This is a genomic window from Nonomuraea sp. NPDC049129, assembly GCF_040648495.1.
Lineage (GTDB): Bacteria > Actinomycetota > Actinomycetes > Streptosporangiales > Streptosporangiaceae > Nonomuraea.
In genome coordinates this window covers 59,956-82,838 of sequence record NZ_JBEZDU010000034.1, presented here as the reverse complement: position 1 = coordinate 82,838, position 22,883 = coordinate 59,956, and the positions used below count along the sequence as shown (strand labels likewise).

The following is a 22,883-nucleotide window of genomic DNA, read 5'->3' as shown; positions in this document are numbered from 1 at the left end:
ACATCGTCCACATGCACGGCAAACCGTTCTCGCCGCGGTGATACAACCTGCGGAGTGACAACGGGGTCACAAGCGGTACAGGCGTTCCAGGACCGCGGCCACCCCGTGATCGTCGTTGGACAAGGTGCGCCGCTCGACGGCCGCCATCACCATGTGGTGCGCGTTGGCCATCGCGTACCCCGCCCCGGCGAAGGCGAGGACCGCGAGGTCGTTGGGCATGTCGCCGAACGCCACCACCTCGGCCGCGTCCACCCCTCGCTCCTCGCACAGCCGGGCCAGCGTGCCGGCCTTCGTCACCCCGGGAGCGCTGATCTCCAGCAGCCCGCTGCCGCCCGAGTGCGTCACCTCGGCCTGGCCCTCGACGGCCGCGACGGCGGCGGTGAACATCTCGTCCACCGCGTGCGTCGCCGACCAGGCCAGCAGCTTGACGACCGGCTCACCTTCCTCGCAGGCGTCCACGACCTCGCGGGTGAAGGGCAGGTCCGGGAGGATGCGCCTGGTGTAGCCGGGCTCGACCAGGACGTGCCGGCCCGTCTCCACCGCGAAGGCGACACCGGGCAGGGCCTCGCGGAGCGTCTCCATCAGCTTCCTCGCGGCGGCCAGGTCGAGCGCGTACGTGCTGGTGATCTCGCGGGTGTCCAGGTCGTAGACGATGGCGCCGTTGCTGCAGACCGCGGTGCCGGTGACGTCCGCCATCGCGGCGATCGGGTCCACGCCGCGTGGCGGCCGGGCGGTGACGAACACGATGTCGGCGCCGGCGTCGCGGGCGCGCCCCAGGGCGCGGCGGGTGCGCGGGGACACTTGGCCGGTGGAGTCGAGGAGGGTTCCGTCAAGGTCTGTTGCCACGATACGGGGTGCGATCACCCCACCATTAAATCCGCTGCGGCTGAGCGACCCGTTGGGGTATATGTCGGCGTTAGGGAGGAATTCATGGCGAGCAGTCCCAGGCGTACCACGCTGGCCACCGTCGCCGCTTCGGCCGGCGTGTCCGTGGCCACCGTGTCCAAGGTGCTCAACGGCCGCCGCGAAGTCGCGCCTGACACCCGTACGCTGGTGCAGTCCCTGCTGCTGGAACACGGCTACGTCCCGCGCTCGTCACCCCGGGACCTGGCCGATGGGTCGGCCACGGTCGAGATGTGGGTGGACGAGATGTGCGCCTACTCCACCGAGATCATCAAGGGCACGATCGACGCCGGCGCCGAGTCGGGCGTGGCGGTCGTCGTCAGCGGTACGAAGGGCATGGCCGGCGGCGGCACCTCCTGGGCTCGCGACCTGGTCGCCGCCGGGCGGCGGGCGATGATCACTCTTACCAACGGGCCGACCAAGGCCCAGCTGGCCGCGCTGTCGCGAGTACGTTTACCCGTGGTCGTCATCGACCCCCTGAACCTGCCGGACGCCCCCGTGACCAGCGTCGGCTGCACCAACTTCGCCGGCGGCCTGTCCGCCACCCAGCATCTGCTCGCCCTCGGCCACCGCCGCATCGCCTACCTCGGCGGTCCCGCGACCGCGGCCGTCAACCAGGCACGCATGCATGGCTTCCGCGCCGCCATGGAAGCCGCGGGCGTGCCCGTACCTCCGGAATATGTCCGTACTGCGGGCTTCTGCTATCCCCACGGGGTGCAAGAAGGAGCCGCCGTGCTCGACCTGCGCCCCGCGCCGACCGCCATCTTCGCCGCCGGCGACGAGAGCGCCCTCGGCGCCATCCAGGCCGCCAGGGCGCGTGGCCTGCGTGTCCCCGAAGACCTCAGCGTCGTCGGCTTCGACGACACCGAGATCGCCACCATGACCTCGCCGCAGCTGACCACCGTACGCCAGCCGCTGCGCGAGATGGGCGCCGTCGCCCTGCGCACCGCCCTGCGTCTGGCCGCGGGCGAGAAAATCGACTCCCGCCACGTCGAACTCGCCACCGAACTCGTCATACGCGGCTCCACCCTTGCCGCCTGACCGCTCAGAACACTCAGAGGCGCATCTCTGACGGCATCGTCGTGGCCGCGTTGAGGAGTTCCACGCCGAGCAGTTCTCCCGACTCCGCGTAGTCGAGCACGACATCCTCCGACAGGGTCTGCCGTACCGCCTCTCCTGGCACTATTTCGTGCTTCATCGCGATATAGGCGACGTCGTGCTCCTTCTCCCACCGGACGTACACCGTGTGCTCGCGTCCGTCGGTGGGCTCCTCGTCCCAGCTCAGCAACCCTTCCTTGGCCTCGTGCGAGCCGGCGAGCGCGGCCCGCACCATGGTCATGGCGAGTTCGAGCGCCTGGAGCGAGTCGACGCCGGTGACCTTGCGATCGTGCTCCCACCCGGCGAGCCCGTCGATCCGGTAAGGGCACGACCACTCCCCCGTCGGCTCCTCGATCGGCAGCCCGATCGTGACGACGACCTCGCGTAGCGGCTCGGTGCGCAGCGTCAGCGTGCGGTGGGCGATCTCGTACATGTCAGCTGATCTACCCCGGAGGCGAACTCTGGAAGACTGGAGGCGAGAAGAGGCAGCCCATACCGCCATGGTCGAAAGCCTTTCCCGCATCAGAGCGGCGCCGTTAGTCTGCGTACGTCGCGAGGGGAGTCCAGTGGTGAATGAGTCGTTCGGGACACGGTTGCGGTCCAGGCTCGACAAGTACGGCCCACTCTGCGTAGGCATCGACCCCAGCCCAGCGCTGCTCGACGCGTGGGGGCTCGACGACTCCCCGGCCGGGCTGGAGCGGTTCAGCCGTACGGTGGTCGACGCGATCGGCGACGTGGCGGCGGTGGTCAAGCCGCAGTCCGCGTTCTACGAGCGCTGGGGCAGCCGGGGCATCGCCGTGCTGGAGAGCGTCATCGCCGACCTGCGTGAGGCGGGCACGGTGGTGATCCTCGACGTCAAGCGGGGCGACATCGGCAGCACGATGGCCGCCTACGCCGAGGCGTACCTCGACCGGGGCAGCCCGCTCGCGGTCGACGCCGTGACGCTCAGCCCCTACCTCGGGTTCGGTTCGCTGGCGGGCGCGATCACGTCGGCCATCGCCAACGACGCCGGCGTCTTCGTCCTGGCGCGCACCTCCAACCCGGAGGCCGTGGCGCTGCAGACGGCGGTCGCGGGCGAGATCTTCGCGGGCGCCGCGGCGGCGAACGCGGGCCGCGCCCCCCTGGGTCCGGTCGGCGTCGTGATCGGCGCCACCCTGCCGTCGCTGGAGCATCCGCTGGAGCAGCTCAACGGCCCCATCCTGGCGCCGGGCCTGGGCGCGCAGGGCGCCGCTCCGGCCGACCTGGCCCGGCTGTTCGGTCCGGTACGGCAGGCGGTCGTCCCGTCGGTGTCGCGGGCCGTGCTCGCCGACCCGGAGCGGATCCGCGAGCTGGTTCAGCGCTACCGCGACGACTGCGCCCGCCACCTGTCCTCCTGACGGGCTCGCTCCCGGACTAGGGACATCCCTAGGTTCCGTCCTGACGCGGCTCGTGCTCCGGCGTACTGATCATTGAGGTTCTGCCGCGGTGACCTCAGCCCCGCAGGTCCTGGGCTGATCAGAACGGCCGGAGCCGAGGAGCCTTCATGTCCGCTTTCCCATACGCCGACGATCTCGCCGAAGAGCTGGCCTCGATGGCCGGGGAGGTGCCCGCCACGGTGAGCGTGCTGGGGCTCGCCGTGCCCGAGCCGAGCGCGGTCCAGCGCCGCCTGGAGGAGCTGGTCCTGGCCGTCGCCGGTCCGCGCGACGGCATCTCCTTCGAGACGGTGACCCACCAGGATCGGACCACGGTGTGGCTGCCGGGCCGGTTGCGGGCCGTGGGATTCCACGCGTCGGGCTCGATGACCGTGCATCTCGACCTGCCGCCGTCCGAGGACCTCTTCGAGAACGACCCCGGTGACGCGGAGCTGACCGGCATGCTGCGCGCCGCCGGGGATCGGATCGGGCTGCCGTCCCTCGTACCGGCTGAGGACGAGTTGGCGTTCGAGCGCCTCTGGCGGGTCAAGGCGGCGGCCGGGGAGCGCTGGACCGAGCCCAGCCTGTGCCGGGCGCTCGGCTCGTTCCGGCATTACGTACGTGATCTTCCGGTGTACGGCCGGGCGTCGTCCACTGTGGAGCTGGGCGCGAGCGGCGGGGTGACGTCGCTGAGCGTGTCGACCCGCCGCTTCGCCGGTGACGGGGGCGGCGCGACGGTCGCGGAGCCCGGGGTGCGGACGCCGATCCAGGCGGCGCGGGAGGTCGCCGCCCGGGTAGCGGAGTCCTTCGCCGGCATGGAGGACACTCGGCTGACGCCGCAGTGGTTCCGTTTCGGCTACCTGAGTCTCGGTCGCAGGCGGCCGCAGACATTGCTCACGCCGTTCTACATCGCGAGCATCAGGGTCCAGAGCGAGACGGAGGTCTCCGCGCACGTGACCGCGGTGCCGGGCTGCGACGGACGGTTCTCCCCGACGCTGAACCTGGTCCCCAAGCCGCGCCGCGTGGCTTAGGCGACTGAAACCGCTCGGTTGACGGCGGCGAGGAGGGCGCGGACGGAGGCGGTCAGCACCGAAGTGTCGCGGCCCGCTCCCCACCGGACCGTCTCCCCCACCCGCGCCTCCACGTACGCGACGGCCTGGCTGTCCTGGCCCGGCCCGGTGGCATGCTGCGCGTAGTGGAGGATGTCGACCCCGCCCAGCGCCCCGGCCAGCGCCGACAGCGGGCCGTTGCCGGTCCCCCGCAGCTCGCCGCCGCCATCACGCCGGGTGCCGGCGAACTCGTGGACCCCCGGCCCGGTCTCCGCGGTGCTCCAGTCGGCGAGCGCGTACGGCCCGTCGTCCGCCGGTTCCAGGTAGGCGGCCTGGAAGAGCCGCCACAGCTCCGCGGCCGTCACCTCCGCCCCGCTGCCGTCCGTGGCCCGCTGGACGACCGCCGAGAAGTCGATCTGCAGCCGTCGCGGCAGGTCGAGCCCCTGGTGGGTGCTGAGCAGGTAGGCGATGCCGCCCTTGCCCGACTGGCTGTTGACGCGGATCACGGCCTGGTAGTCGCGGCCCACGTCGGCGGGGTCGATCGGCAGGTACGGCACCTCCCAGGGCGCCTGCTCCACGGGCACGCCCAGCTCGGCGGCTCGCTTGGCGTGGTGGGCCAGGCCCTTGCCGATGGCGTCCTGGTGGGTGCCGGAGAAGGCGGTGTAGACCAGGTCTCCGGCGTACGGGTGGCGGTCGGGTACGGGCAGCCGGTTGCAGTGCTCGACCGTACGGCGGATGGCGTCGATGTCGGAGAGGTCCAGCATCGGGTCCACGCCCTGCGAGTGCAGGTTGAGCGCGAGCGTGACCAGGTCGACGTTGCCGGTGCGCTCGCCGTTGCCGAACAGGCAGCCTTCGACCCGCTGCGCCCCGGCCAGCAGCGCCAGCTCCGCGCAGGCGACGCCGGTGCCGCGGTCGTTGTGCGGGTGCACCGAGAGGATCACCGAGTCGCGGCGGGCCAGGTGGCGGTGCATGTACTCGATCTGGTCGGCGTAGACGTTCGGGGTGGCGGTCTCGACCGTGGCGGGCAGGTTGTGGATGACCGGGCGGTCCGGGCTCGCGTCCCACAGGGCCGTCAGGTCGTCGCACACCTCCAGTACGTAGTCGGGCTCGGTGAGGTTGAACACCTCGGGCGAGAACTCGTACCTGATCGCCGGCCCCGGACGGGCGTCGGCCAGGCGGGCCACGTGCGCGGCCGCGTCCTTGATGAGGGCGCGCAACGCCTGCCTGTCGTGGCCGAGCACCACGTCACGCCAGACGGGAGCGGTCGCCGTGTAGAGGTGGACGACGACGCGCGGCAGTCCCTCGACGGAGGCGAAGGTCCGCTCGATCAGGTCGCGCCGGGCGGCCGTGAACACGACGATCGTCACGTCCTCCGGCACCGCCCCCGGCACGGCCAGGTCGCGGACGAAGTCGAAGTCCGTCTGGCTGGCCGACGGGTAGCCGACCTCGATCTCCTTGAAGCCCATGGCCACCAGCAGCTCGAACATCCGCCGCTTGCGCGCCGGGTCCATCGGCTCGGCCAGCGCCTGGTTGCCGTCGCGCAGGTCCACGGGCACCCAGAGCGGCGCCCGCTCGATGCGCCGCGCGGGCCAGCCGCGCTCGGTCAGCGGCACCTCGACGCGGCGGTGGGCGGGCTGGTAGCGGTGGTACGGCATGGCGCTGGGGCGTTGCCGGTTCCAGTCGTGCACGGGGTTTCCTTCCGGTCGTTCTCAGGGGTTCGACCGGCACTGCGGAGCCACCGCGGCGGGGTGCCGGTCGATTCAGGCCCCGCCGCGGCGGCCGAGAAGGAGACCACGTGACGTCATGCCGGGTACACTAACCACAACACAGGTCCTCAGACAACCTGAGAGGTTCATCCGCGATGCCGCTCGGCACCCTCCGTCCCAGCCCTCTGGTCGAACAGGCCACCGAGCACCTGCGCGAGCAGATCACCGGCGGCCACTGGCCGGTCGGCACCCGGCTTCCCGGCGAGAACGCCCTGGCCAAGACCCTCGGCGTGGGCCGCTCCACGGTCCGCGAGGCGCTGCGCGCGCTGGCGGGCGCCGGGCTGGTGCAGGCCCGCCAGGGCAGCGGGGTGTTCGTCATCGCCACCGAACCGGCCGCCGACTGGCCCACCCGTCTGCGCCGGGCCGCGATCACCGACGTCTACGAGGTGCGGATGATGGTCGAGACCCAGGCCGCCCGCCTGGCCGCGGCCCGCCGTACCGACGAGGACCTCGCCTCACTGGAGGCGGCCCTGCAAGCACGGCGGGCGGCGGCCGGGGGCGGTGACGCGGGGTTCGTGGACGCGGACATCGCGCTGCACGCGGCGGTCGTGGCGGCGGCGCGCAACCCGGTGCTCGACGACCTGTTCGCCGAGTTCGCCCCGGCGCTGCGGGGTCGGCTGGTGGACGTGGTGGAGCTGCTCGGCCTGCGGGAGACCGAGCCCAATCCCGGCGACGACGCGCATGCCGCGCTGGTGGCCGCCATCCGGGAGGGGGACGGGCAGGCGGCGAGCGACATCCTCCAGGCGGAGCTCGAACAGACGCTGGCCATGCTTCATCGCAACGCCGTCTGACAATCGGCTCGGTCCATCGGGAGTGTCAACCAACAGGACAAACGGTGCTGCCGCTGTGCGGCGGCCCGTCGCGACTTCGGGTGGGCCTGTTCATCGGCGCTTCAGCAAATGGACGTTTGACGTCATTAGGGTCAGGACGCTCGTATTCGCCGGTGTGAAAGGCCGTGCCATGTTCCGTCCCGTACTCGTGGGTCTGGCGCTCGTCGTGGGCCCGGCGGTCACCGCCGCCCCCTCCTTGGCCGAGGCCGCGCCGCGGCCCGTGGTGGTCAAGGACGTGAGCATCCCGCCCGTACCCCTCAAGGACCTGCAGCGGTCCATCGCCGACGATCGCGGGGTCAAGCTGGGCGGGGTCGGCAGCGGGCTGTTCCCGGCCGGGCGGCGCGGGGACTACTGGATGGTCACCGACCGCGGCCCCAACGGGCAGGTGGGCGCGGACAAGCGGCGCACGTTTCCCATACCGGAGTTCGCCCCCGCGATCGTGCAGGTGGCCACCCGGTTCGGCGTCGAGATCAAGAAGTACGTCCCCCTGGTCGGCACCTCCGGCAAGCCGATCACCGGGCTCAGCAACCAGGCCGGCCACGACGAGGTGCCCTACACCTGGGACGGCCGGACCGCGCTGCCGTACAACCCGAGCGGGGTGGACACCGAGGACCTGGTGCGGACCACGCGCGGCGACTTCTGGCTGGTCGACGAGTACGGACCGTCGCTGCTGCACGTCTCCGAGCGGGGGCGAGTGCTGGCGCGCTACGTCCCCAAGGGGCTCAACCTCACCGGCGCCGACTACCCGGTCAAGGAGACGCTGCCGGCCATCCTCGCCTCCCGCCAGCAGAACCGCGGGTTCGAAGGGCTGGCGATCGACGGCGACACCTTGTACCTCGCGGTGCAGAGCCCGCTGGCCAATCCGGACAAGAAGACCGGCAAATCCTCCCGCGTCGGCCGGATCCTCACCTTCAGCATCCGCGCGGCGCGGGTGACCGGAGAGTACGCCTACCGCTTCGAGGACGTCACGACCTTCGACCCGAAGGTGAACGGCGACCAGAGCGAGATGAAGGTCTCCGGCCTGGCGTACGTGGGCGGCCGCCGGCTGCTGGTGGACGAGCGGACCGATAATGTCGCCCGGATCTACCAGATCGACCTGGCCAAGGCCACGAACCTGCTGGGCGGGCGGTACGACGACCCGGCCACCGCGCCGTCGCTGGAGGCGCTGGCCGACCTGGGGGATGTCAAGGTCGCGGCCAAGTCGCTCGTCGCCGACCTGTCCGAGGTCGCCCCCACTCTGCCTGGCAAGGTCGAGGGCATCGCCCTGCTCGACCCGCGGACGCTCGTGGTCGCCAATGACAACGACTTCGGGCTCGGTGAGTTCGGGGCGGACGGGCGGCTGGTGGACAGCGGCGTTCCCAGCCGGATCCTCACCATCCGCCTGCCGCGCCCGGTTCGCTAAAGGACGTGGAGGCCCCGGATTGCCGGGGCCTCCACTTGGGAAGTCAGATGTCGAACTCGCCCAGTTTCGCGCCGCCCACGAAGGCGCGGAAAACGCCACCTCGCAAGATCAGCGGCTCGACGTCGGGCTGCTCGGAGTCCCTGAGCGCGTATCGGTCGCCGCTCAGTTTGGCCGCGTAGAGGCAGTCGCCTCCGCTGGAGCCGGAGAGTGTGGATTTCGTCCACTCCGCGGCCATCAATTCGGCGCGCAGCTCGTCACTGATCTTCATACTTTGCCGCCACCTCACGCACTAGTCGCTCGCTTGTGTGTATGGGATGCGCCCATTTGTGAATCGCGTCGTATCTGACACTAACTCTTCGCACCACCTCCTCGCGGTCCGATACGGAGCCATGTGCAGCGTCTTCGAGGGAGATGTGATCCGGCATGCCAGGGCCTTGAGCAAGGGCGAAGCCACCCAGCAGGCCCGGCGTAGCCCCCACTCCGAGGGGGACGATCTGTATCGAGACGAAGGGGGTGACCATCATCTTCAGCAAGTGCTCAAGCTGCTCCCGCATGACCTCGGCGCCCCCGATGGGGCGGATCAGAGCGCACTCGTCGAGCAGCGCCCAGTACATCGGCGGCTTGTCGCGGTCGAACACCGCCTGACGCTGAAGCCGGGTCGCGACGGCCTCCTCGATCCAGTCCTGGGTGACTCCTGGCTCGGCGGAGAGGATCGCTCGCGCGTACGCGGCCGTCTGCAGCAGGCCCGGAACGACAAGAGGCTGCCAGGTTCGGATGGTGTGGGCGTTTTCTTCTACCTTTGGCCACTCTCTGAACCACTTCGGCCCCGACATCCTGCTGATGGGCAGCAGCCGAAGCAATTCCCCATTCAGGTCCAGGGCCGTCTCGGCCGCGAGGGTGAATTGCCGGGTCGGGTTGCGCTTGCCGCGCTCGATCAGGCCGATCAAGCTCTCGCTGCACGGGATCAGCGCCATATGGCCATCTGAGAGAGACCGACCGCCATTCGGGCTTCCTTGAGGACCGCACCGTAGGAGTTCTGCTCGTCTGGGGATAGGGCCTGTTCATCCACGGACATGCCACGCTCCTCGAAATGCTCCGGACCGTTCTTCCCGACATCGCACACACAAAGACGCACCGCGACTGTCTGGATACGAACAGTTGCTTGCCGAATACAAAGCTAGCCGGGAAGCGGCACTCTGGCGATGTTTCTCGGAGCACAGACAGGCCCTCCGGACATGTCCGCTGCATCCTGTCTGGTTAATAAACCGGATAAGCCCGCCGCATTCCGGACAGAACATGGACGGTGACAGGGAATGACTCGCGAACCGCTGGGGAAAACGACCGAACCCTCAGAACCTCATCCACGCCATTCGCCGATCAGCGAAAGTGCCGCGGCCGAGCATGACCAGGCCCTGGCCGAGCTGCGCGAACTGCTGACCAGGCGCGGGATACACAGCTACGTCGTCGAGTGGCTCAAGCTCACGCTCCGCTCCGCGCCCTTTCCCGCCGACGCGCTCAGCAGCCTGGATCGGTATCCCCCGGAACTCGTGGTCTTCGCTCCCCAAGGGTGGCGGGTCGCCACGGTCCGCATAGCCGCCGACCGGTCAGCGGCGTATGTCGTTGAAGTGGCGCGAATCGGAGCAAATAACGGCTTGATGCCGGACATTCGCTATATCGTCCCGTCGGGAAAACCGGCAAAAGCCGCCGCTTTGATCCCCGGCTGATCCCCGCCGTCGGTCCTGGCCTTTTTGACGGCGGGGTGCGGCAAGGGTTGCCGTCAGCCGGTGGGACCCGCTTCGGGCCGCACCTCCTTTTCGGCGCCGTCGCCAGCCTCTTCGCCGGTTTCTGCACGCCTTTCGGCGTCAACTGTGGCCTCGGCCTCAGTCTCGGGGGCGGTTATCTCGGGCGTGGGGATCGCGGGGTTCGTGTCGGTGTCGGGCCAATCGGCGGGTACGGGGCGAGGCGCCCTCGGGGTGCAGGCCCCTGACCGCTCCGCCACCACGTCGCTCTCGCCACCATCCCGGTTCACCGCATCGGGCAGGTCTTCATTCATGACCCCCACCTGCCCAGCATCAGGCGAGCGAGTCGTCGATCTCCGCGCGGCTGGGCATCGACGTGCTCGCGCCCTCGCGCTGCACCGACAGCGCCGCCGCCACCGAGGCGAAGCGGAGGGCGGGGGCGGCGGGAAGGCCCTCGGCGCGGGCGACCGCGAGCGCGCCGACGAAGGTGTCGCCCGCCGCCGTGGTGTCCACCGCCTTCACCTTCACGGCGGGTACGCGCAGCCGCTCGCCCGACCGTGAGCCGTACAGCGCCCCCTCGGAACCCAGCGTGATGACGGCCTCAGGGACCCGCGCGAGCAGCGCCTCCAACGCCGCCTCGGCGGAGTCGGTCCCGGTGATGTCGGCGGCCTCGTGCTCGTTCGGGACGATCAGCGTGACCGCGTCGAGCAGCGCGTCCGGCAGCGGCTGGGCGGGCGCGGGGGTGAGGATCACCGGTACGTCCGACACCTGCCCGGCCTGCGCGGCGGCGACCACCGCGTCCATGGGCAGCTCCAGTTGGAGCAGCAGCGCCCGTGAACCGGCGATCACCGCGACGTCGTCCTCGGTGGGCCCGGTGACGGTACCGTTGGCGCCGGGCACCACGATGATCGAGTTGCCGCCCTCGTCGTCGACCACGATGTGCGCGATGCCGCTCGGACCGGGCACCTGCCGCAGCTGGGCGACCTCCACTCCGGCCGCGGCCAGGGTGGTGCGCATCTCGGTGCCGAAGCCGTCGTCGCCCACCGCCCCCAGGAACGCCACCACGGCACCCGCGCGGGCCGCCGCGATGGCCTGGTTGGCGCCCTTGCCGCCGGGGATGGTACGGAATCCGCGCCCGGTGACCGTCTCGCCCCGCTTAGGGGCCTGGGACACGTAGGCGACGAGATCCATGTTCGCGCTGCCGAAGACCGAGATCATGCCCTCATCATCTCCTGTGTACGGCGCGCCAAATCGCCCAGCCCCACCCCATCGAAGCCGGTCAGGCTGCTGGCCAGGGTGTCGCGCATCCTCCACCGCTCCGGAACCCCGCCGTTCAGCGCGCCCGCGACGGACCCGGCCGTGGCGCCCGCCGAGTCGGTGTCCCAGCCGCCGGCGACCGCTCCGGCGATGGTGGCGGTGAAGTCGCCCCGGCCGTGGATCAGCGTGGCGGCGACCAGGGCGGCGTTGTTGATCGTGTGCACCCAGTGCAGGGCGCCGTGCCGCTCGTGCAGCCGGTCGACGACCCGCTCGAAGTCACTCTCCGCCGAGGCGTCCTCTGCCGCCTGCCGTACCGCCTGGTGGAGCCGTGATCGCGGCGGGACGACGGACAGCCCGGCCTCGATCACCTCGGCGGCGGAGGCGGCGACCAGGGAGCTCGCGCACATGGCGGCGGCGAACATGGCGCCGTAGATCCCGTTCGCGGTGTGGGTGAGGCGGGCGTCGCGCCAGGCGTACTCGGCCGCGGTGGCCGGATCGCCGGGATTGACCCATCCGTACACGTCGGTCCTGATCAGCGCGCCGATCCACTCGCGGAACGGGTTGCGGTACGTCGCCGTCTCCGGCACCTCCACCCCGGCCAGCAGGTTGCGGTAGGCGACCCGTTCGGCCGTGAACGTACGGCCGGCGGGCAGCTCGTCGAGCCACAGCTTGGCCACGTCGTCGGTGGTGAAGCCGCGGCCGTGCCGTTCCAGGACGGACAGGGCGAGCAGCGGGTAGTTCAGGTCGTCGTCCTCGGGGACGCCGTCGATGTTCTCGGCCAGCGAGTTGACGGCGCTGCGCCGGTTCCACGGCCAGCGTTCGGCGATGTCGGCGGGCAGGCCCTTGGCGGTGAACCAGCCGGTGATAGGCCAGTTGCCGGTGGCCTCGGCGATCTCCCTGATGCCCGCGCGGGGGATCTTCTCGACCGGCTTGCCGAGCACGCAGCCGGCCGCCCTGCCCTGCCAGGCCCCCAGCACGCGGCCCGGATCGACCTCCCGGAGAACGGCGGGCGCGGGCCAGTTCGGGCAGGCGGCGATGATGGCGGGCAGGTCGGACGGCTCATCGAGGTCGAGTGGTGACGGGATGGCGGCCAGCTCGTCCAGCAGGTCCTCGGCGAGCGGCCGCAGCCTGAGCGCGCCGGGCTCGGAGGCTCCGGCGCGCGGCGGGGCGTCGTGGCCGCCCGCGGCGTGCCACCGCTCGGCGATGTCACGCACGTCCCTGCCGTCCTCGGCGGCCTGGCGCAGCTCATGGCCCACCAGGTCCTCGGGCTGCACCCAGGTCAGGCGGATCATCGGCCCACCGGCCCTTCCGACCGCGCTCGGCTGAGGCGGATCATTGGCTGTCGAGGGCGGCGAAGGCGGATTCGACGGCGCGGCGGCGGGCCGCGTCGTCGGCGTGCACCCGGCGGGCGACCTCGGCGATCACCCGGCCGGGCGCCTCCAGGTCGGTACGGCTCGCCTCGGCCACCTGTGAGACCCACTCGCCCGGGATCGAGCCGAGCCCGCCCAGGGCGCCGGCGATGGCGCCGCCCATGGAGGCGATCGAGTCGGCGTCGCGGCCGTAGTTGACGCCGCCGAGCACGGTGTCGCGGTAGTCGCCCTTGGCCACCACGAGGAAGCCCAGCGCCAGCGGCAGCTCCTCGATGCTGTGCACCCGGCTCGGCCGCCGCGCGCCGAGCCCCTGGTCGCGGTAGGTGTCGGCGACCGTGTCGAACGGCCGCATGGCCGCCCGCAGCGTCTCGAACGACCCGTCCCAGTGGCCGAGCCCAGAGGCCGCCTCACAGACCGCCTCGATGGCGGCTCTGGTGCCGTCCTTGGCCAGCCGCAGGCAGGTGGCCACCACGGAGTCGAAGGTCGCGCCGGGCCGCATGGCCTCGGCGACGGCCGCCGCCATGACGCCGGCCGCCTCCCGGCCGTAGCTCGACTGGTGGGCGCCGGTCAGGTCGATGGCCTCGGCGTAGGCGGCGTCGGGGTCGGCGGCGTTGACGATGCCGACCGGCGCCACGTACATGGCCGCGCCGCAGTTGACGATGTTGCCGACACCGGCCTCGCGCGGGTCCACGTGGCCGTAGTGCAGCCGGGCGACGATCCACTTCTCGGCCAGGAAGATCCGCTGGAGCGGCAGCGCCTCGGCCTCCAGCTCGGGGATCCACCGGCGCTCACCCATGAGCTCGGGTACGAAGTGCTCGGCCATCGAGTACGCCCCGAGGTGACCCGCGACCTTCTCGTAGACGCGGATGAGCGCGTGCGTCATGAGGGTGTCGTCGGTGATGTGGCCGTCGCCCTTGTGGTAAGGGGCGATGGGCCGGGCGTTGCGCCAGTCCTCGTTGTACGGGGGCACGATGCCCTCCACGTGCCCGCCGTACCTGGTGGTGATCTGTTCGGGAGTCCAGCCCTCGGTGGCGCCGCCCAGCGCGTCACCGACCGCCGCCCCCGCCACGCAGCCGGTCGCCCTGTCCTCAAGCGGCGTCATGCGAGTTCCTCCAAGAGTTCGATGAGATCTTTTCCTGCCAGTTCCGGCAGACAGCAGCCTGCCAGTGTGCGCGCCGACGCGGTCCACCCCTCCGGGATCGCGTCGAGCCCGCCGCACGCTCCGGTGAGCGCCCCGGTGAGCGCGGGCGCCGAGTCGGCCAGCGTGGCCAGGCACGCGGCGGCGGGTACGGCCGAGCTCAGGACACCGCCCGCCACCTCGGCCAGCGCCAGCGCCACGGGCACCGTCTGCGCGGCGCCCACCCCGTAGCTGTAGACGTGGTCGAGCAGCGCGGCGTCGAGCGCGGGCACGGCGGCGAACGCGTCGCCCGCCTTCCGCGCCACATCCAGCGCCAGCCGGGCGTTGTGCCCGATAGCGCTGTCAGGCGGCAGTACGGCCAGCGCCGCCTCGGCCGCCGCGGTGGCGGAGCCCGTCGCCACCGCCTCGGCCACCGCGGCCGCCATGGCCAGGGCCCCGAGCAGCCCGTCACCGGCGTTGGTCACCTGGGCGTCCTCGGCCGGGTCACGGCCGAGCGCGCCGAAGGCGACGGCCCTGACGGCAGCGGCGTCGTCGAAATGGTGTGGATTGTCGTGGCCGCTGGCCGGGGGCTCGACGCCCTTGGCCAGATTGCCGAGCGCGGTGGCCACCGAGATGCGCGCCCGGATGTCGTCGCGGCCCACCAGCTCGCCGAACGCCTCGGCGCGCGGCCGGTCGATGGTACGCACCGTCCAGGCCAGCCACTCGGCATCGTCGGACGGGCCGACGGCCAGCGGCGCCACGGGCTGGTTCAGCGCGAACGGCACCGGCAACGTGGTCACCCGGTGCTCCTCCGCGAACGTGTCGAGCTCGCGCAGCAGCCGCCTGCTCCATGGCGCGTGCAGCGCCGACCGGTGCCTGGTGGCGGGCCAGCCCACGGCGTCTCCCACGGCGAGCCCGACGAAGGCTCCCGCGATCCTGTCCCCCGACATGAGTTCCTACAGTCCTTCCGCCAGTTCGTCGGCGACGTCCAGCACGTGCCTGCCGGCCACGACGGGCAGGCATTTGCCCGTCACGGGGCCAATCTTGCTCGCCCAGCGTTCCGGTACGCCGTCCCGCCCCTGCCCGGCACCCGCGATGGCGCCGGCGATGGCGCCGATGGTGTCGGCGTCGCGGCCGAGACTCACCCCGAAGGTGATAGTCGCCTCGACGTCGCCGCCGCCCGCCAGGTAGGCGGCGAGGGCGAGCGCCACGGCCTCGGGCGCCACATCGGTCCAGGGGTAGTGCTGGACCACCACGGCTTGGTGAAGCGCTTCGACGATATGCGGCTCGTCTTGGCCCGAAGTGATCACGTCGCGTGCCCGGACGATGTCGCGGGCCGTCCACGAGTCCGCGGGGATCACCGCCAGCGCGGCGGCCACCACCTCGTGCGGGGCGGCCCCGGTCATCGCGGCGGCCACCGCCCCGGCGACGGCCCGGCCGCCCAGCACACCCTCACCCGACTGACTGACCCGCCCGTCCTCCTCGACGAGCCGGGCGGCCTCCGCCGGATCGCCGGGGCAGAACACGCCGTACGGCGCCGCCCGCATGGCCAGCCCGTCGGACCAGCCATGCTGGTGCACGAGCCCGGTCAGCGGCGGTTCGAGCCCGCGCCTGAGCGCCTCGACGGTGCCGAGCTCGGAGAACCCGGCCCCGCGCATCGGCCCGGTCACCCGGGGGATGATCTCCGTACGGTATGCGTGGGCCACGTCGCCCGAGGTCAGCGCGTGCCCGTGCCGTACCAGCAGCGAGGAGGCGAAGATCGCGTACTCGGTGTCGTCCGTGCCCCCGCCCTCGATCTCGGTGAGCCGGCCCCACCGCCGGCGGATCTCCGCCGGCGTGAGGTTCTCCGCGGGCGCCCCGAGGGCGTCGCCGGCCGCCAGGCCGAGCAGACACCCCCGGGCCCTGTCCCGATAAGTCACCGCTGGTACCGCTCCAACACCTTGTTGCCGTCCGCCACCAGCTTCGCCGCCGCGTCGTCGATCGAGATCTTGTTGGCGAAGTACTGCTGCAGGACCGGCGTGGCGACCTTGCTCTTCCACTCGTCGAACCCGTTGACCTTGAGGAACGGCGCGACGACGAGGTTCTTGGCGGAGGCGGTGGCCACGTCCCAGCCGTTCTCCTTGGTGGTCATCGCCGGGTCGGCGGCGGCCTTGGCGGAGGTGGGCAGCAGCCAGTCGCCCTTGGCGAGCTTGGCCTGGTTGGTGCCGTTGAGGAAGAAGGAGATGAACTTCAGCGACTCCTCCGCGTGCTTGCTGTCGGCGGCGACGGACAGGGTCTGCGAGACCGCGCCCTGGTCGCTGGTGGTGCCCTTCAGCGGCGGGAGGGTGACCCAGTCGAAGCCCTTGGGGGCCTGCTCGACGACCTGCTGGCGCAGGTAGACGCCGACCGGCAGCATCGCGTACTTGCCGGCGAAGAAGCCGGGCAGCGGGTCGGCGGTGCCCATGCCGAGCGCCGAGGTGTCGGCGGACTTGTCCTTGTAGAGCTGGTCGTGGATGCGCTGGAGGACCTGCTTCTCCTCCGGGCCCACCTTGACGGTCGTCTTGCCGTCGGTGGTCTGGAAGAAGGTGCCGCCGAAGTTGAGCGCCAGGTTCAGCGTCTTGTTGACCGGCGACTTCATGGGCCAGGCCACGCCGAAGGAGCCGCCCTTGGTGAGCTTCTTGCTGACCTCGGCGAACTCGTCCCACGTCCACGGGTTGTCGGAGGTGGGGATGCGCACGCCGGCGCCGTCGAGCAGCTTCTTGTTGGCGATGATGACCTGCGACTCCTGCAGGAACGGCACGCCGTACACGCCCTGGTTGCCCTTGCCGTCGTCGAAGGTGACGGTGTCCCAGGCGGGCTGCGGGATGTCGCTCTTGAGGTCGGCGGGCACCTTGTCCTTGATGTCGAGCAGGTAGCCCTTGGAGGCGAAGCCCGACAGGGCCGGGGAGTCGTCGTGGATGACGTCCGGCGGGTCGCCGCCCTCGAAGGAGGTGACGAGCTGGTCGTTGACGTTGTCCCAGCTGCCCTGGACGTAGGTGACCTGGATGGTCGGGTTGGCCTTGTTCCACTCGTCGACGAGCTGCTTGTTGGCCGCCACCGACTCCTTCTGCCAGGCGAGGCTGAGGAAGTTGAGCTTGACCGGCTCCCCGGGCTTGGCGGACTCGCCGGAGCCGGCGTCGCCACCGCCCCCACCGCACCCGGCGGCCAGCGCGACGATCGCCGCCGCCGCCAACGCGGATTTGATACGCATAAGAGCCTCCTAGCCCTTCACAGCGCCGGCCATCAGGCCGGACCTCAGCCGTCGCTGGATGATTGCGAAAAAGATCAGGCTCGGGATCGTCGCCATGAGCGACGCCGCGGCCAGCGGGCCGAGCCTCGACACTCCCTCAGGGCCGGTGAACCTCACCAGCGTCAGCGGCAGCGTCATCACATCGGGGTCCTTGAGGACCACGAGCGCGAACAGGAACTCGTTCCACGAGGAGATGAACGAGAACAGCAGCGTCGCCACCACGCCCGGCGCGAGCAGCGGCGCGACGATGCTGACGATCGAGCGCAGGCGGGTCGCGCCGTCCATGGCCGCGGCCTCCTCCAGCTCGCGCGGCACGGAGCGCACGTACCCCTGGAGCATCCACAGCGCGAACGGCAGCGTGAACGTCACGTGCACGACCACCAGGCCGAACAGCGTGTTCACCAGATCGAGCTGCTTGAGCACCATGAACAGCGGGATGATGATCAGGATGAACGGGAACACCTGGCTGACCAGCACCCACCCGAGCGCCACCCGCTTGAGCACGCCCTTGTAGCGGGCCAGCGCGTAGGAGGCGGGCAGCGAGACGGCGACCGTCAGCACGGAGCTGGACAGGGCCACGATCAGGCTGCGCAGCCCGGCTCCCACCAGGTCCTGCTCACCGAAGGCGTCGCTGAAGTTGGCCAGCGTCGGCCGGTCCGGGATCCACGTCGGGTGCAGGTTGGCCATCTCCTGCGGCGTCTTGAGCGCCGTGGACAGCAGCCACACCAGCGGGAAGGCCAGAAAGACCATGTAGGCCAGGAGTGCCGCGTACTGCGGGATCTTCTTCATGACGTCTCCCGCATCTGCCGCCAGAGATAGAAGCCGAGCAGGGCCAGCACGACGATCACGATGGTGACGCCCATGGTCGCCGCGTAGCCGAAGAAGCCGTAGCGGAACGCCTCCTCGTAGGCGAACAGCATCGGCAGCCTGGTCCGCCCGCCAGGCCCGCCCTGCGTCAGCACGTAGACGAGGGTGAACTGGTTGACGTTCCACACGAAGTCGAGCGAGGTGATGGTGACGATCACGGGCCGCAGCTGCGGCAGCGTGATGCTCCAGAACTTGCGCCAGGTGGCCGCCCCGTCGACCTCGCCGGCCTCGTAGAGCTCTTTGGGGATGCCCTGCAGACCGGCCAGGAGGACGACCGTGGTCTGCGGCATGCCGCTCCAGACGCCCATGACGATGATGGCGGGCAGTGCCCAGGAGAAGTCGGCGAGCCAGTTGATGTCGGTGCCGAACGTGGTGTTCACGATCCCGGCGTCGGGGTGGTAGACCAGCCGCCACATCAGGCCGATGACCACGGGCGGCATCGCCCACGGCACCACGGCCAGCACCCGGGCCAGCCCTCTGAACCACAGCTTCTGGTTGAGCAGCAGCGCCAGCCCCAGGGAGGCCAGGAACTGCAGCACGGTCACCGACACGGCCCAGATCAGGCCGATCCTGATCGACGCCCAGAAGTCCTCGTCGGCCAGCAGCGTGCCGAAGTTCTCCAGGCCCACGAAGCTGGTGACGTGGTTGCGGCCAGACTCGGCGTCGGTGAAGGCCAGGCCGATGCCGTAGAGCAGCGGGCCCACGCTGAACAGCAGGACCGGCACCAGCGCGGGCAGCATGAGCACCCACATCTCGCGGGTCTGCCGTGAGACGCCGCTGGGTCGCCTGCGCCGCGTCTGCGGGGGCCTGGTCGCGGTCGCCGTCATGAAGACCTTCCTCCCTCGGACGCCTCGCCCGCCGTGGACGCGCGGACCGCCAGGCGGGGCAGGACGGTGACCAGGCGGGGCTCGCGATCGCCGTTCTGCAGCCGGTCGAGCAGCAGCTCGGCGGCGGCCTTGCCGCGTTCAGCGGAGCCCAGCGAGACGCTGGTGAGCGACGGCCAGGAGGCGGCGGCCAGGTCGGTGTCGTCCATGCCGACCACCGCGACGTCCTGCGGCACCCGCTTGCCCGCCGCCCGCAGCACGTCGAGCGCGCCCAGCGCGATCAGGTCGTTGGCGCACATCAGCGCGTCGATGTCGGGCGCCCGCCGCAGCAGCGTCGCCACCGCGCGACGGCCCTCCTCACGGTAGAAGTCGCCGATCTCCACCAGCTTCTCCTCGTACGGCAGGCCGACCGCCGCCAGCGCCTCCCGGTACGCGGCGCCGCGGGCGGCACCCGGCACGGTGTCGAGCGGGCCGTTGACCATGCCGATCCGGCGGCGGCCGAGCATGTGCAGGTGGTCGATGGCGAGCCTGACGCCGGTACGTGAGTCCGCGCGTACGTTGTCGACCGGCGTCCCGTCGGGCACCGAGCCGATGATCACGACGGGCGCCCGGGCGGTGGCGAGCATCCGCAGGTGCGCCTCGGTGACGCGCAGCGGGCTCATGATCAGCCCGTCGACGTAGCGCTCGCCGAGGCTGTGCAGCACGTCGATCTCGTCGGCGGCGACGGCGTCGGTCGAGTGCAGGACCAGCCGGTAGCCGGCCGCCTTGAGCACGGGCTGGATCTCGCGCAGCATGGCCAGGTAGGCCGGGTTGCCGATGTCGGCCATGGCGAAGGCGACCTGGTGCGTGCGGCGCGACTTGAGCGACCTGGCCACGGCGTTGCGCACGTAGCCGAGTTCGTCGGCGGCGGCCATCACCTTGCGCACGGTCTCCTGCCTGGTCGGCAGGCCGTTCAGCACCCGCGAGACCGAGGCGATGGAGACGCCCGCGCGCTCGGCGATCGTGGTGATCGTGGGTCCGTCGGCCAAGGCTGTCCCTCCATGCGCGTCGAACGAATCCGTAAAATCGCTGTAAACGTTTACGGCGTGTGGGACATGAAACATGCACGTTACGCATGGGGTCAAGTCACGATCACATAACGCGAGGTCAACGAGCGCCGCCTGGCTCCGGGGCGGAACCAGGCGGCGCTCGTAGCGAGGTGAGGCCGGGACGGAGGCGGGGACTCCAGCCGCGGAAGCCCGTACCCGATCAGGTCAGCGCGAGTCGGCCGGGACCGGTACGGGGACGCGGCTCAGGGCGCGGATGGCCGGCGCGCCCGCGAGGGCGACGGCAGCGGCCAGCAGGGCCGGGACGATCAGCGCGAACCGCAACGTCCAGGACTCCGCGAGATATCCGAGCAGCGCGGGCCCCACCAACAGCCCGCTGTAGCCGAACGCCGTCACCAGCGCCAGCGCGCGGCCGACCCGGTTGCCCGCCGCACCCACCGCGCTGAAGATCACCGGTACGACGGTGGCCAGCCCGACGCCCACGAGCGCCCAGCCGGACCACGCGCACACCACGTGGAGCGCGTCGGCGGTGAGCGGAGCGACGAGGACGAGCACGTAGCCGCAGGTGGCGAGCACGCCGGCGAGCTGGATCGTGCGCACCGAGCCCAGACGGGCCCGGATCGGGTCGCCCAGCAGCCGTACCGTCGTCATGGCCACCGCGAAGATCGTGTACGCGATCGGCGCGGCGGCCGGGTCGGTGTGCAGCACCCAGCGGGCGTGCAGGGCGGCCCAGTCGATGGCGGCGCCCTCGCTCAGGTGCCCGGCGAACGCGGCCAGGCCCAGCAGGGCCACCAGGCCCCAGCGCAGCGGGCTGCTCCCGGTCGCGCTCTCCTCCCGGGTGACGTGCTGGGGCGGGTCCGGCAGCAGCATCCGCGCCGCCGGAACGTACAGGAACGGCACCACGATCGCCGCCCCGACCAGCAGCGCCTGCGGGTCCACACCGACCTTCAGCGCCCCGGCGGTCAGCGCGCCGCCGACGGCGCCGCCCAGGCTCCACGTGCCGTGGAAGGCCGAGATGATCGGCCGGCCGTAGACACGTTCGACCTCGACCGAGTGGGAGTTCATGGCCACCTCGGCCACCCCCAGGCCGATCCCGAGCAGCACGGCGAGAACGGCCAGCGCCGGGTAGGAGGGGGCCAAGGCGGGACCGAGCAGGACGGCCGCCGACAGCGGGCCGCCGACCCAGCAGACGACCCTGCTCGACCACTTGTCCACCAGCGGCCCCGCCACCAGCATCGACACCAGCGCGCCACCCGAGACCAGCAGCAGGACGCTGCCGAGCCGGGCCGGTCCGAGATCCAGGCGGTCGTTGAGCGACGGCAACCCCGCCGCCCACAGGCCCATCACGAACCCGCTGAGAAAGAAGAAGGAGAAGACTGCGATACGGGCGCGCTTGGCGTCACTTTTGTTCACGGCTAGAGCATAATAACCCGGATGAGGCTTCGACAATGGTGATGAATGGGGCAACGACGAGTGCCGGTCTGCGCGCGTACAACCGGGTGCGGCTGCTGCGGGCCGTGCACGACTGCGGCGCGACCCGTACGCGCTCCCGTCTGACCCAGGACCTGGCACTGGCCCGAGGCACCGCCTCGGTGCTGGTCAGCGGCCTGGCCGACGACCGGCTGCTGCACGAGGAGCCGTCCGCGGCGCACGGCAGAGGACGCCCCACGCAGGTGCCCGGCCCGCATCCCGAGGGGCCGCTGGCGCTGGCCGTGGACCTCCGGGAGGACTCGTGGGAGGTCGCCGCCTGCGAGCTGGGCGGACGCGTCTCCGTCCTGGACGTACGGCGCCACGACGGCACGCCGGAAGGAGCCCTGGGGCCGCTCGGTGAGGTGCTGCGCGGGCAGGTCGGACGCCTCGGGTCCCGGGTGGTCGGGGTGGGCGTCGCGGTGGCGGGGCCGGTGCGCGACGGCGGCCTGGTGGACGTGGCCCACCTGCGCTGGCGCTCGGTGGACGTACCCGCCCTGCTCGGTCTGGGCGCCGTGGTGCCGGGTGGCGGGCCGCGGGTGGGCAACGACACGGCCTTCGCGGCCTTGGCCGAGGCGCGGCGGGGACGTTTGCGCGGGATCGGGGTGGGGCTGCACGTCCACGTGGACTTCGACCTCGGCGGCGTGCTCGTGGTGGACGGACGCCCGCTGGAAGGGGCCGGCGGGATGGGCGCGGAGTTCGGGCACATGCCGCTCACGGGCGGCGACGCGCCCTGCATGTGCGGCGCGCACGGCTGCTGGGGGCTGGAGGTGGGGGCGAACGCGCTCCTGCGCCACATGGGCCTGGCGTACGGCGGCGGCCAGGGCCGCGACGACGCCCGCCGCATCCTCGCCACTGCCGACGCAGGCAGCGGCACGGGCGACGGGACGGACGACGCGGCGGGCGGGGGCACCAGTGGTGGTACGGGCGGCGGCCAGGTTCCGAGCCCGCACGACCACACGGGCGGCGGGGCGGCATTGCGCGCGGTCAGGACGAACGCGCAGGCGCTGGGCCGGGGACTGGCGGCACTGGTGAACGCGCACGATCCGGCGGTCGTGACCCTGTCCGGTCTGGGCGTCGACCTGTACGACCGGGCCCTGCCCACCCTCATGGAGTCGTTCGGCCGCGGCCTGATGACGATCCGCCACGAACGGCCGCCCGTGATCGCCCCCTCGGCCCTGGGCTGGCAGGGTCCGCTGGTCGGCGCCATGGAGTCGGTGTTCGACATGTTCCTCACCGTCTCCGGCGTCGAATCCTGGCGCGGCAGCACGTGATAGGGACCGGCTGATCGAGCCTCGGCGAATAGAGCACGGCCCCGTGAAGCGCGGGGAAGCCTTGATCCCGCATCCTGCTCCTTCCCCCGAAGAGCACCTCCATTCCGACATGGTACGCGCGCATACCCCCTGACCTGCAACAACCCGGCTTCGCCGGAGCGTTGCCGGGTCGATCGAGGCCCTCGCGACACGCCCGAACGCCGAATGTGACGGAT

23 protein-coding genes are annotated in these 22,883 nt (G+C 71.3%); 7 read left to right on the top strand and 16 right to left on the bottom strand.

Annotation, left to right across the window (positions count from 1 at the left end; translation table 11 throughout):
- Window positions 1–66 precede the first annotated feature (66 nt).
- A complete protein-coding gene (locus tag AB0B64_RS53705; RefSeq protein WP_358201415.1) occupies window positions 67–864 on the bottom strand; it encodes an HAD-IIB family hydrolase in 798 nt (265 codons plus the stop codon).
- 66 nt (window positions 865–930) lie between these two features.
- On the opposite strand from AB0B64_RS53705, the gene AB0B64_RS53700 reads away from it, so the two are divergent.
- Window positions 931–1,944, top strand: a complete 1,014-nt coding sequence (locus tag AB0B64_RS53700; protein ID WP_358201411.1) for a substrate-binding domain-containing protein — start codon at window positions 931–933, stop codon at window positions 1,942–1,944.
- Between the two features lie 13 nt (window positions 1,945–1,957).
- Here the strand turns inward: AB0B64_RS53700 and AB0B64_RS53695 are convergent, their stop codons facing one another.
- Complete coding sequence (locus AB0B64_RS53695) at window positions 1,958–2,434, bottom strand: DUF2283 domain-containing protein (RefSeq protein WP_357959500.1); 477 nt, start codon at window positions 2,432–2,434, stop codon at window positions 1,958–1,960.
- Between the two features lie 136 nt (window positions 2,435–2,570).
- On the opposite strand from AB0B64_RS53695, the gene pyrF reads away from it, so the two are divergent.
- Both pyrF and AB0B64_RS53685 read left to right on the top strand, forming a co-directional pair.
- Window positions 2,571–3,377: an orotidine-5'-phosphate decarboxylase gene (pyrF, locus tag AB0B64_RS53690; protein WP_358201402.1), complete on the top strand. Its 807-nt coding sequence runs from the start codon at window positions 2,571–2,573 to the stop codon at window positions 3,375–3,377.
- A gap of 146 nt (window positions 3,378–3,523) precedes the next feature.
- On the top strand, window positions 3,524–4,423 hold the full coding sequence (locus AB0B64_RS53685) for a hypothetical protein (RefSeq protein WP_358201395.1): 900 nt from the start codon (window positions 3,524–3,526) through the stop codon (window positions 4,421–4,423).
- On the opposite strand, the gene leuA is transcribed toward AB0B64_RS53685, so the two are convergent.
- Window positions 4,420–6,096 (bottom strand): 2-isopropylmalate synthase, encoded by a 1,677-nt coding sequence (gene leuA / locus AB0B64_RS53680; protein ID WP_358201545.1) that lies wholly within the window; start codon window positions 6,094–6,096, stop codon window positions 4,420–4,422. The genes AB0B64_RS53685 and leuA overlap by 4 nt on opposite strands.
- A gap of 206 nt (window positions 6,097–6,302) precedes the next feature.
- On the opposite strand from leuA, the gene AB0B64_RS53675 reads away from it, so the two are divergent.
- Window positions 6,303–6,998, top strand: a complete 696-nt coding sequence (locus AB0B64_RS53675; protein WP_357959491.1) for an FCD domain-containing protein — start codon at window positions 6,303–6,305, stop codon at window positions 6,996–6,998.
- Window positions 6,999–7,167: 169 nt separating this feature from the next.
- Window positions 7,168–8,439, top strand: a complete 1,272-nt coding sequence (locus AB0B64_RS53670; protein WP_358201390.1) for an esterase-like activity of phytase family protein — start codon at window positions 7,168–7,170, stop codon at window positions 8,437–8,439.
- Between the two features lie 43 nt (window positions 8,440–8,482).
- On the opposite strand, the gene AB0B64_RS53665 is transcribed toward AB0B64_RS53670, so the two are convergent.
- Window positions 8,483–8,707: a DUF397 domain-containing protein gene (locus tag AB0B64_RS53665; RefSeq protein ID WP_358201384.1), complete on the bottom strand. Its 225-nt coding sequence runs from the start codon at window positions 8,705–8,707 to the stop codon at window positions 8,483–8,485.
- Window positions 8,694–9,413 carry a DUF5753 domain-containing protein gene (locus AB0B64_RS53660; RefSeq protein ID WP_358201378.1) on the bottom strand — a complete coding sequence of 240 codons (720 nt, stop codon included), beginning with the start codon at window positions 9,411–9,413 and terminating at the stop codon, window positions 8,694–8,696. Before AB0B64_RS53660 ends, AB0B64_RS53665 begins: the two co-directional genes overlap by 14 nt.
- A 339-nt stretch (window positions 9,414–9,752) precedes the next feature.
- Between AB0B64_RS53660 and AB0B64_RS53655 the strand changes: the two genes are divergently transcribed.
- Window positions 9,753–10,163: a hypothetical protein gene (locus AB0B64_RS53655; protein ID WP_358201370.1), complete on the top strand. Its 411-nt coding sequence runs from the start codon at window positions 9,753–9,755 to the stop codon at window positions 10,161–10,163.
- Window positions 10,164–10,216: 53 nt separating this feature from the next.
- Here the strand turns inward: AB0B64_RS53655 and AB0B64_RS53650 are convergent, their stop codons facing one another.
- The 11 genes from AB0B64_RS53650 to AB0B64_RS53600 all read right to left on the bottom strand — a co-directional run bounded on the left by AB0B64_RS53650 (window position 10,217) and on the right by AB0B64_RS53600 (window position 21,340).
- A complete protein-coding gene (locus AB0B64_RS53650) occupies window positions 10,217–10,492 on the bottom strand; it encodes a hypothetical protein (protein ID WP_358201365.1) in 276 nt (91 codons plus the stop codon).
- A gap of 19 nt (window positions 10,493–10,511) precedes the next feature.
- Window positions 10,512–11,396 carry a ribokinase gene (gene rbsK / locus AB0B64_RS53645; RefSeq protein WP_358201359.1) on the bottom strand — a complete coding sequence of 295 codons (885 nt, stop codon included), beginning with the start codon at window positions 11,394–11,396 and terminating at the stop codon, window positions 10,512–10,514.
- The gene (locus AB0B64_RS53640) at window positions 11,393–12,727 is read right to left on the bottom strand and encodes an ADP-ribosylglycohydrolase family protein (RefSeq protein ID WP_357959471.1); all 1,335 of its coding nucleotides are present in this window, start codon (window positions 12,725–12,727) and stop codon (window positions 11,393–11,395) included. Before AB0B64_RS53640 ends, rbsK begins: the two co-directional genes overlap by 4 nt.
- 40 nt (window positions 12,728–12,767) lie before the next feature.
- Entirely contained in the window at window positions 12,768–13,907 is a 1,140-nt protein-coding gene (locus tag AB0B64_RS53635; protein WP_357959468.1) for an ADP-ribosylglycohydrolase family protein, read from the bottom strand.
- A complete protein-coding gene (locus AB0B64_RS53630; RefSeq protein ID WP_357959465.1) occupies window positions 13,904–14,872 on the bottom strand; it encodes an ADP-ribosylglycohydrolase family protein in 969 nt (322 codons plus the stop codon). Before AB0B64_RS53630 ends, AB0B64_RS53635 begins: the two co-directional genes overlap by 4 nt.
- A gap of 6 nt (window positions 14,873–14,878) precedes the next feature.
- Window positions 14,879–15,841, bottom strand: coding sequence for an ADP-ribosylglycohydrolase family protein (locus AB0B64_RS53625; RefSeq protein ID WP_358201351.1), 963 nt, complete (start codon window positions 15,839–15,841; stop codon window positions 14,879–14,881).
- A complete protein-coding gene (locus AB0B64_RS53620) occupies window positions 15,838–17,151 on the bottom strand; it encodes a sugar ABC transporter substrate-binding protein (protein ID WP_357959459.1) in 1,314 nt (437 codons plus the stop codon). The genes AB0B64_RS53625 and AB0B64_RS53620 overlap by 4 nt, the downstream gene beginning before the upstream one ends.
- Before the next feature lie 9 nt (window positions 17,152–17,160).
- Complete coding sequence (locus AB0B64_RS53615; RefSeq protein WP_357656572.1) at window positions 17,161–17,979, bottom strand: carbohydrate ABC transporter permease; 819 nt, start codon at window positions 17,977–17,979, stop codon at window positions 17,161–17,163.
- Window positions 17,976–18,884, bottom strand: a complete 909-nt coding sequence (locus AB0B64_RS53610) for a sugar ABC transporter permease (protein ID WP_357959456.1) — start codon at window positions 18,882–18,884, stop codon at window positions 17,976–17,978. Before AB0B64_RS53610 ends, AB0B64_RS53615 begins: the two co-directional genes overlap by 4 nt.
- Window positions 18,881–19,909 carry a LacI family DNA-binding transcriptional regulator gene (locus AB0B64_RS53605; protein WP_357959453.1) on the bottom strand — a complete coding sequence of 343 codons (1,029 nt, stop codon included), beginning with the start codon at window positions 19,907–19,909 and terminating at the stop codon, window positions 18,881–18,883. The genes AB0B64_RS53610 and AB0B64_RS53605 overlap by 4 nt, the downstream gene beginning before the upstream one ends.
- 225 nt (window positions 19,910–20,134) lie before the next feature.
- Window positions 20,135–21,340, bottom strand: coding sequence for an MFS transporter (locus AB0B64_RS53600; RefSeq protein ID WP_358201335.1), 1,206 nt, complete (start codon window positions 21,338–21,340; stop codon window positions 20,135–20,137).
- A 41-nt stretch (window positions 21,341–21,381) separates the two neighbouring features.
- On the opposite strand from AB0B64_RS53600, the gene AB0B64_RS53595 reads away from it, so the two are divergent.
- Window positions 21,382–22,668 carry an ROK family protein gene (locus AB0B64_RS53595; protein ID WP_358201326.1) on the top strand — a complete coding sequence of 429 codons (1,287 nt, stop codon included), beginning with the start codon at window positions 21,382–21,384 and terminating at the stop codon, window positions 22,666–22,668.
- Window positions 22,669–22,883 lie beyond the last annotated feature (215 nt).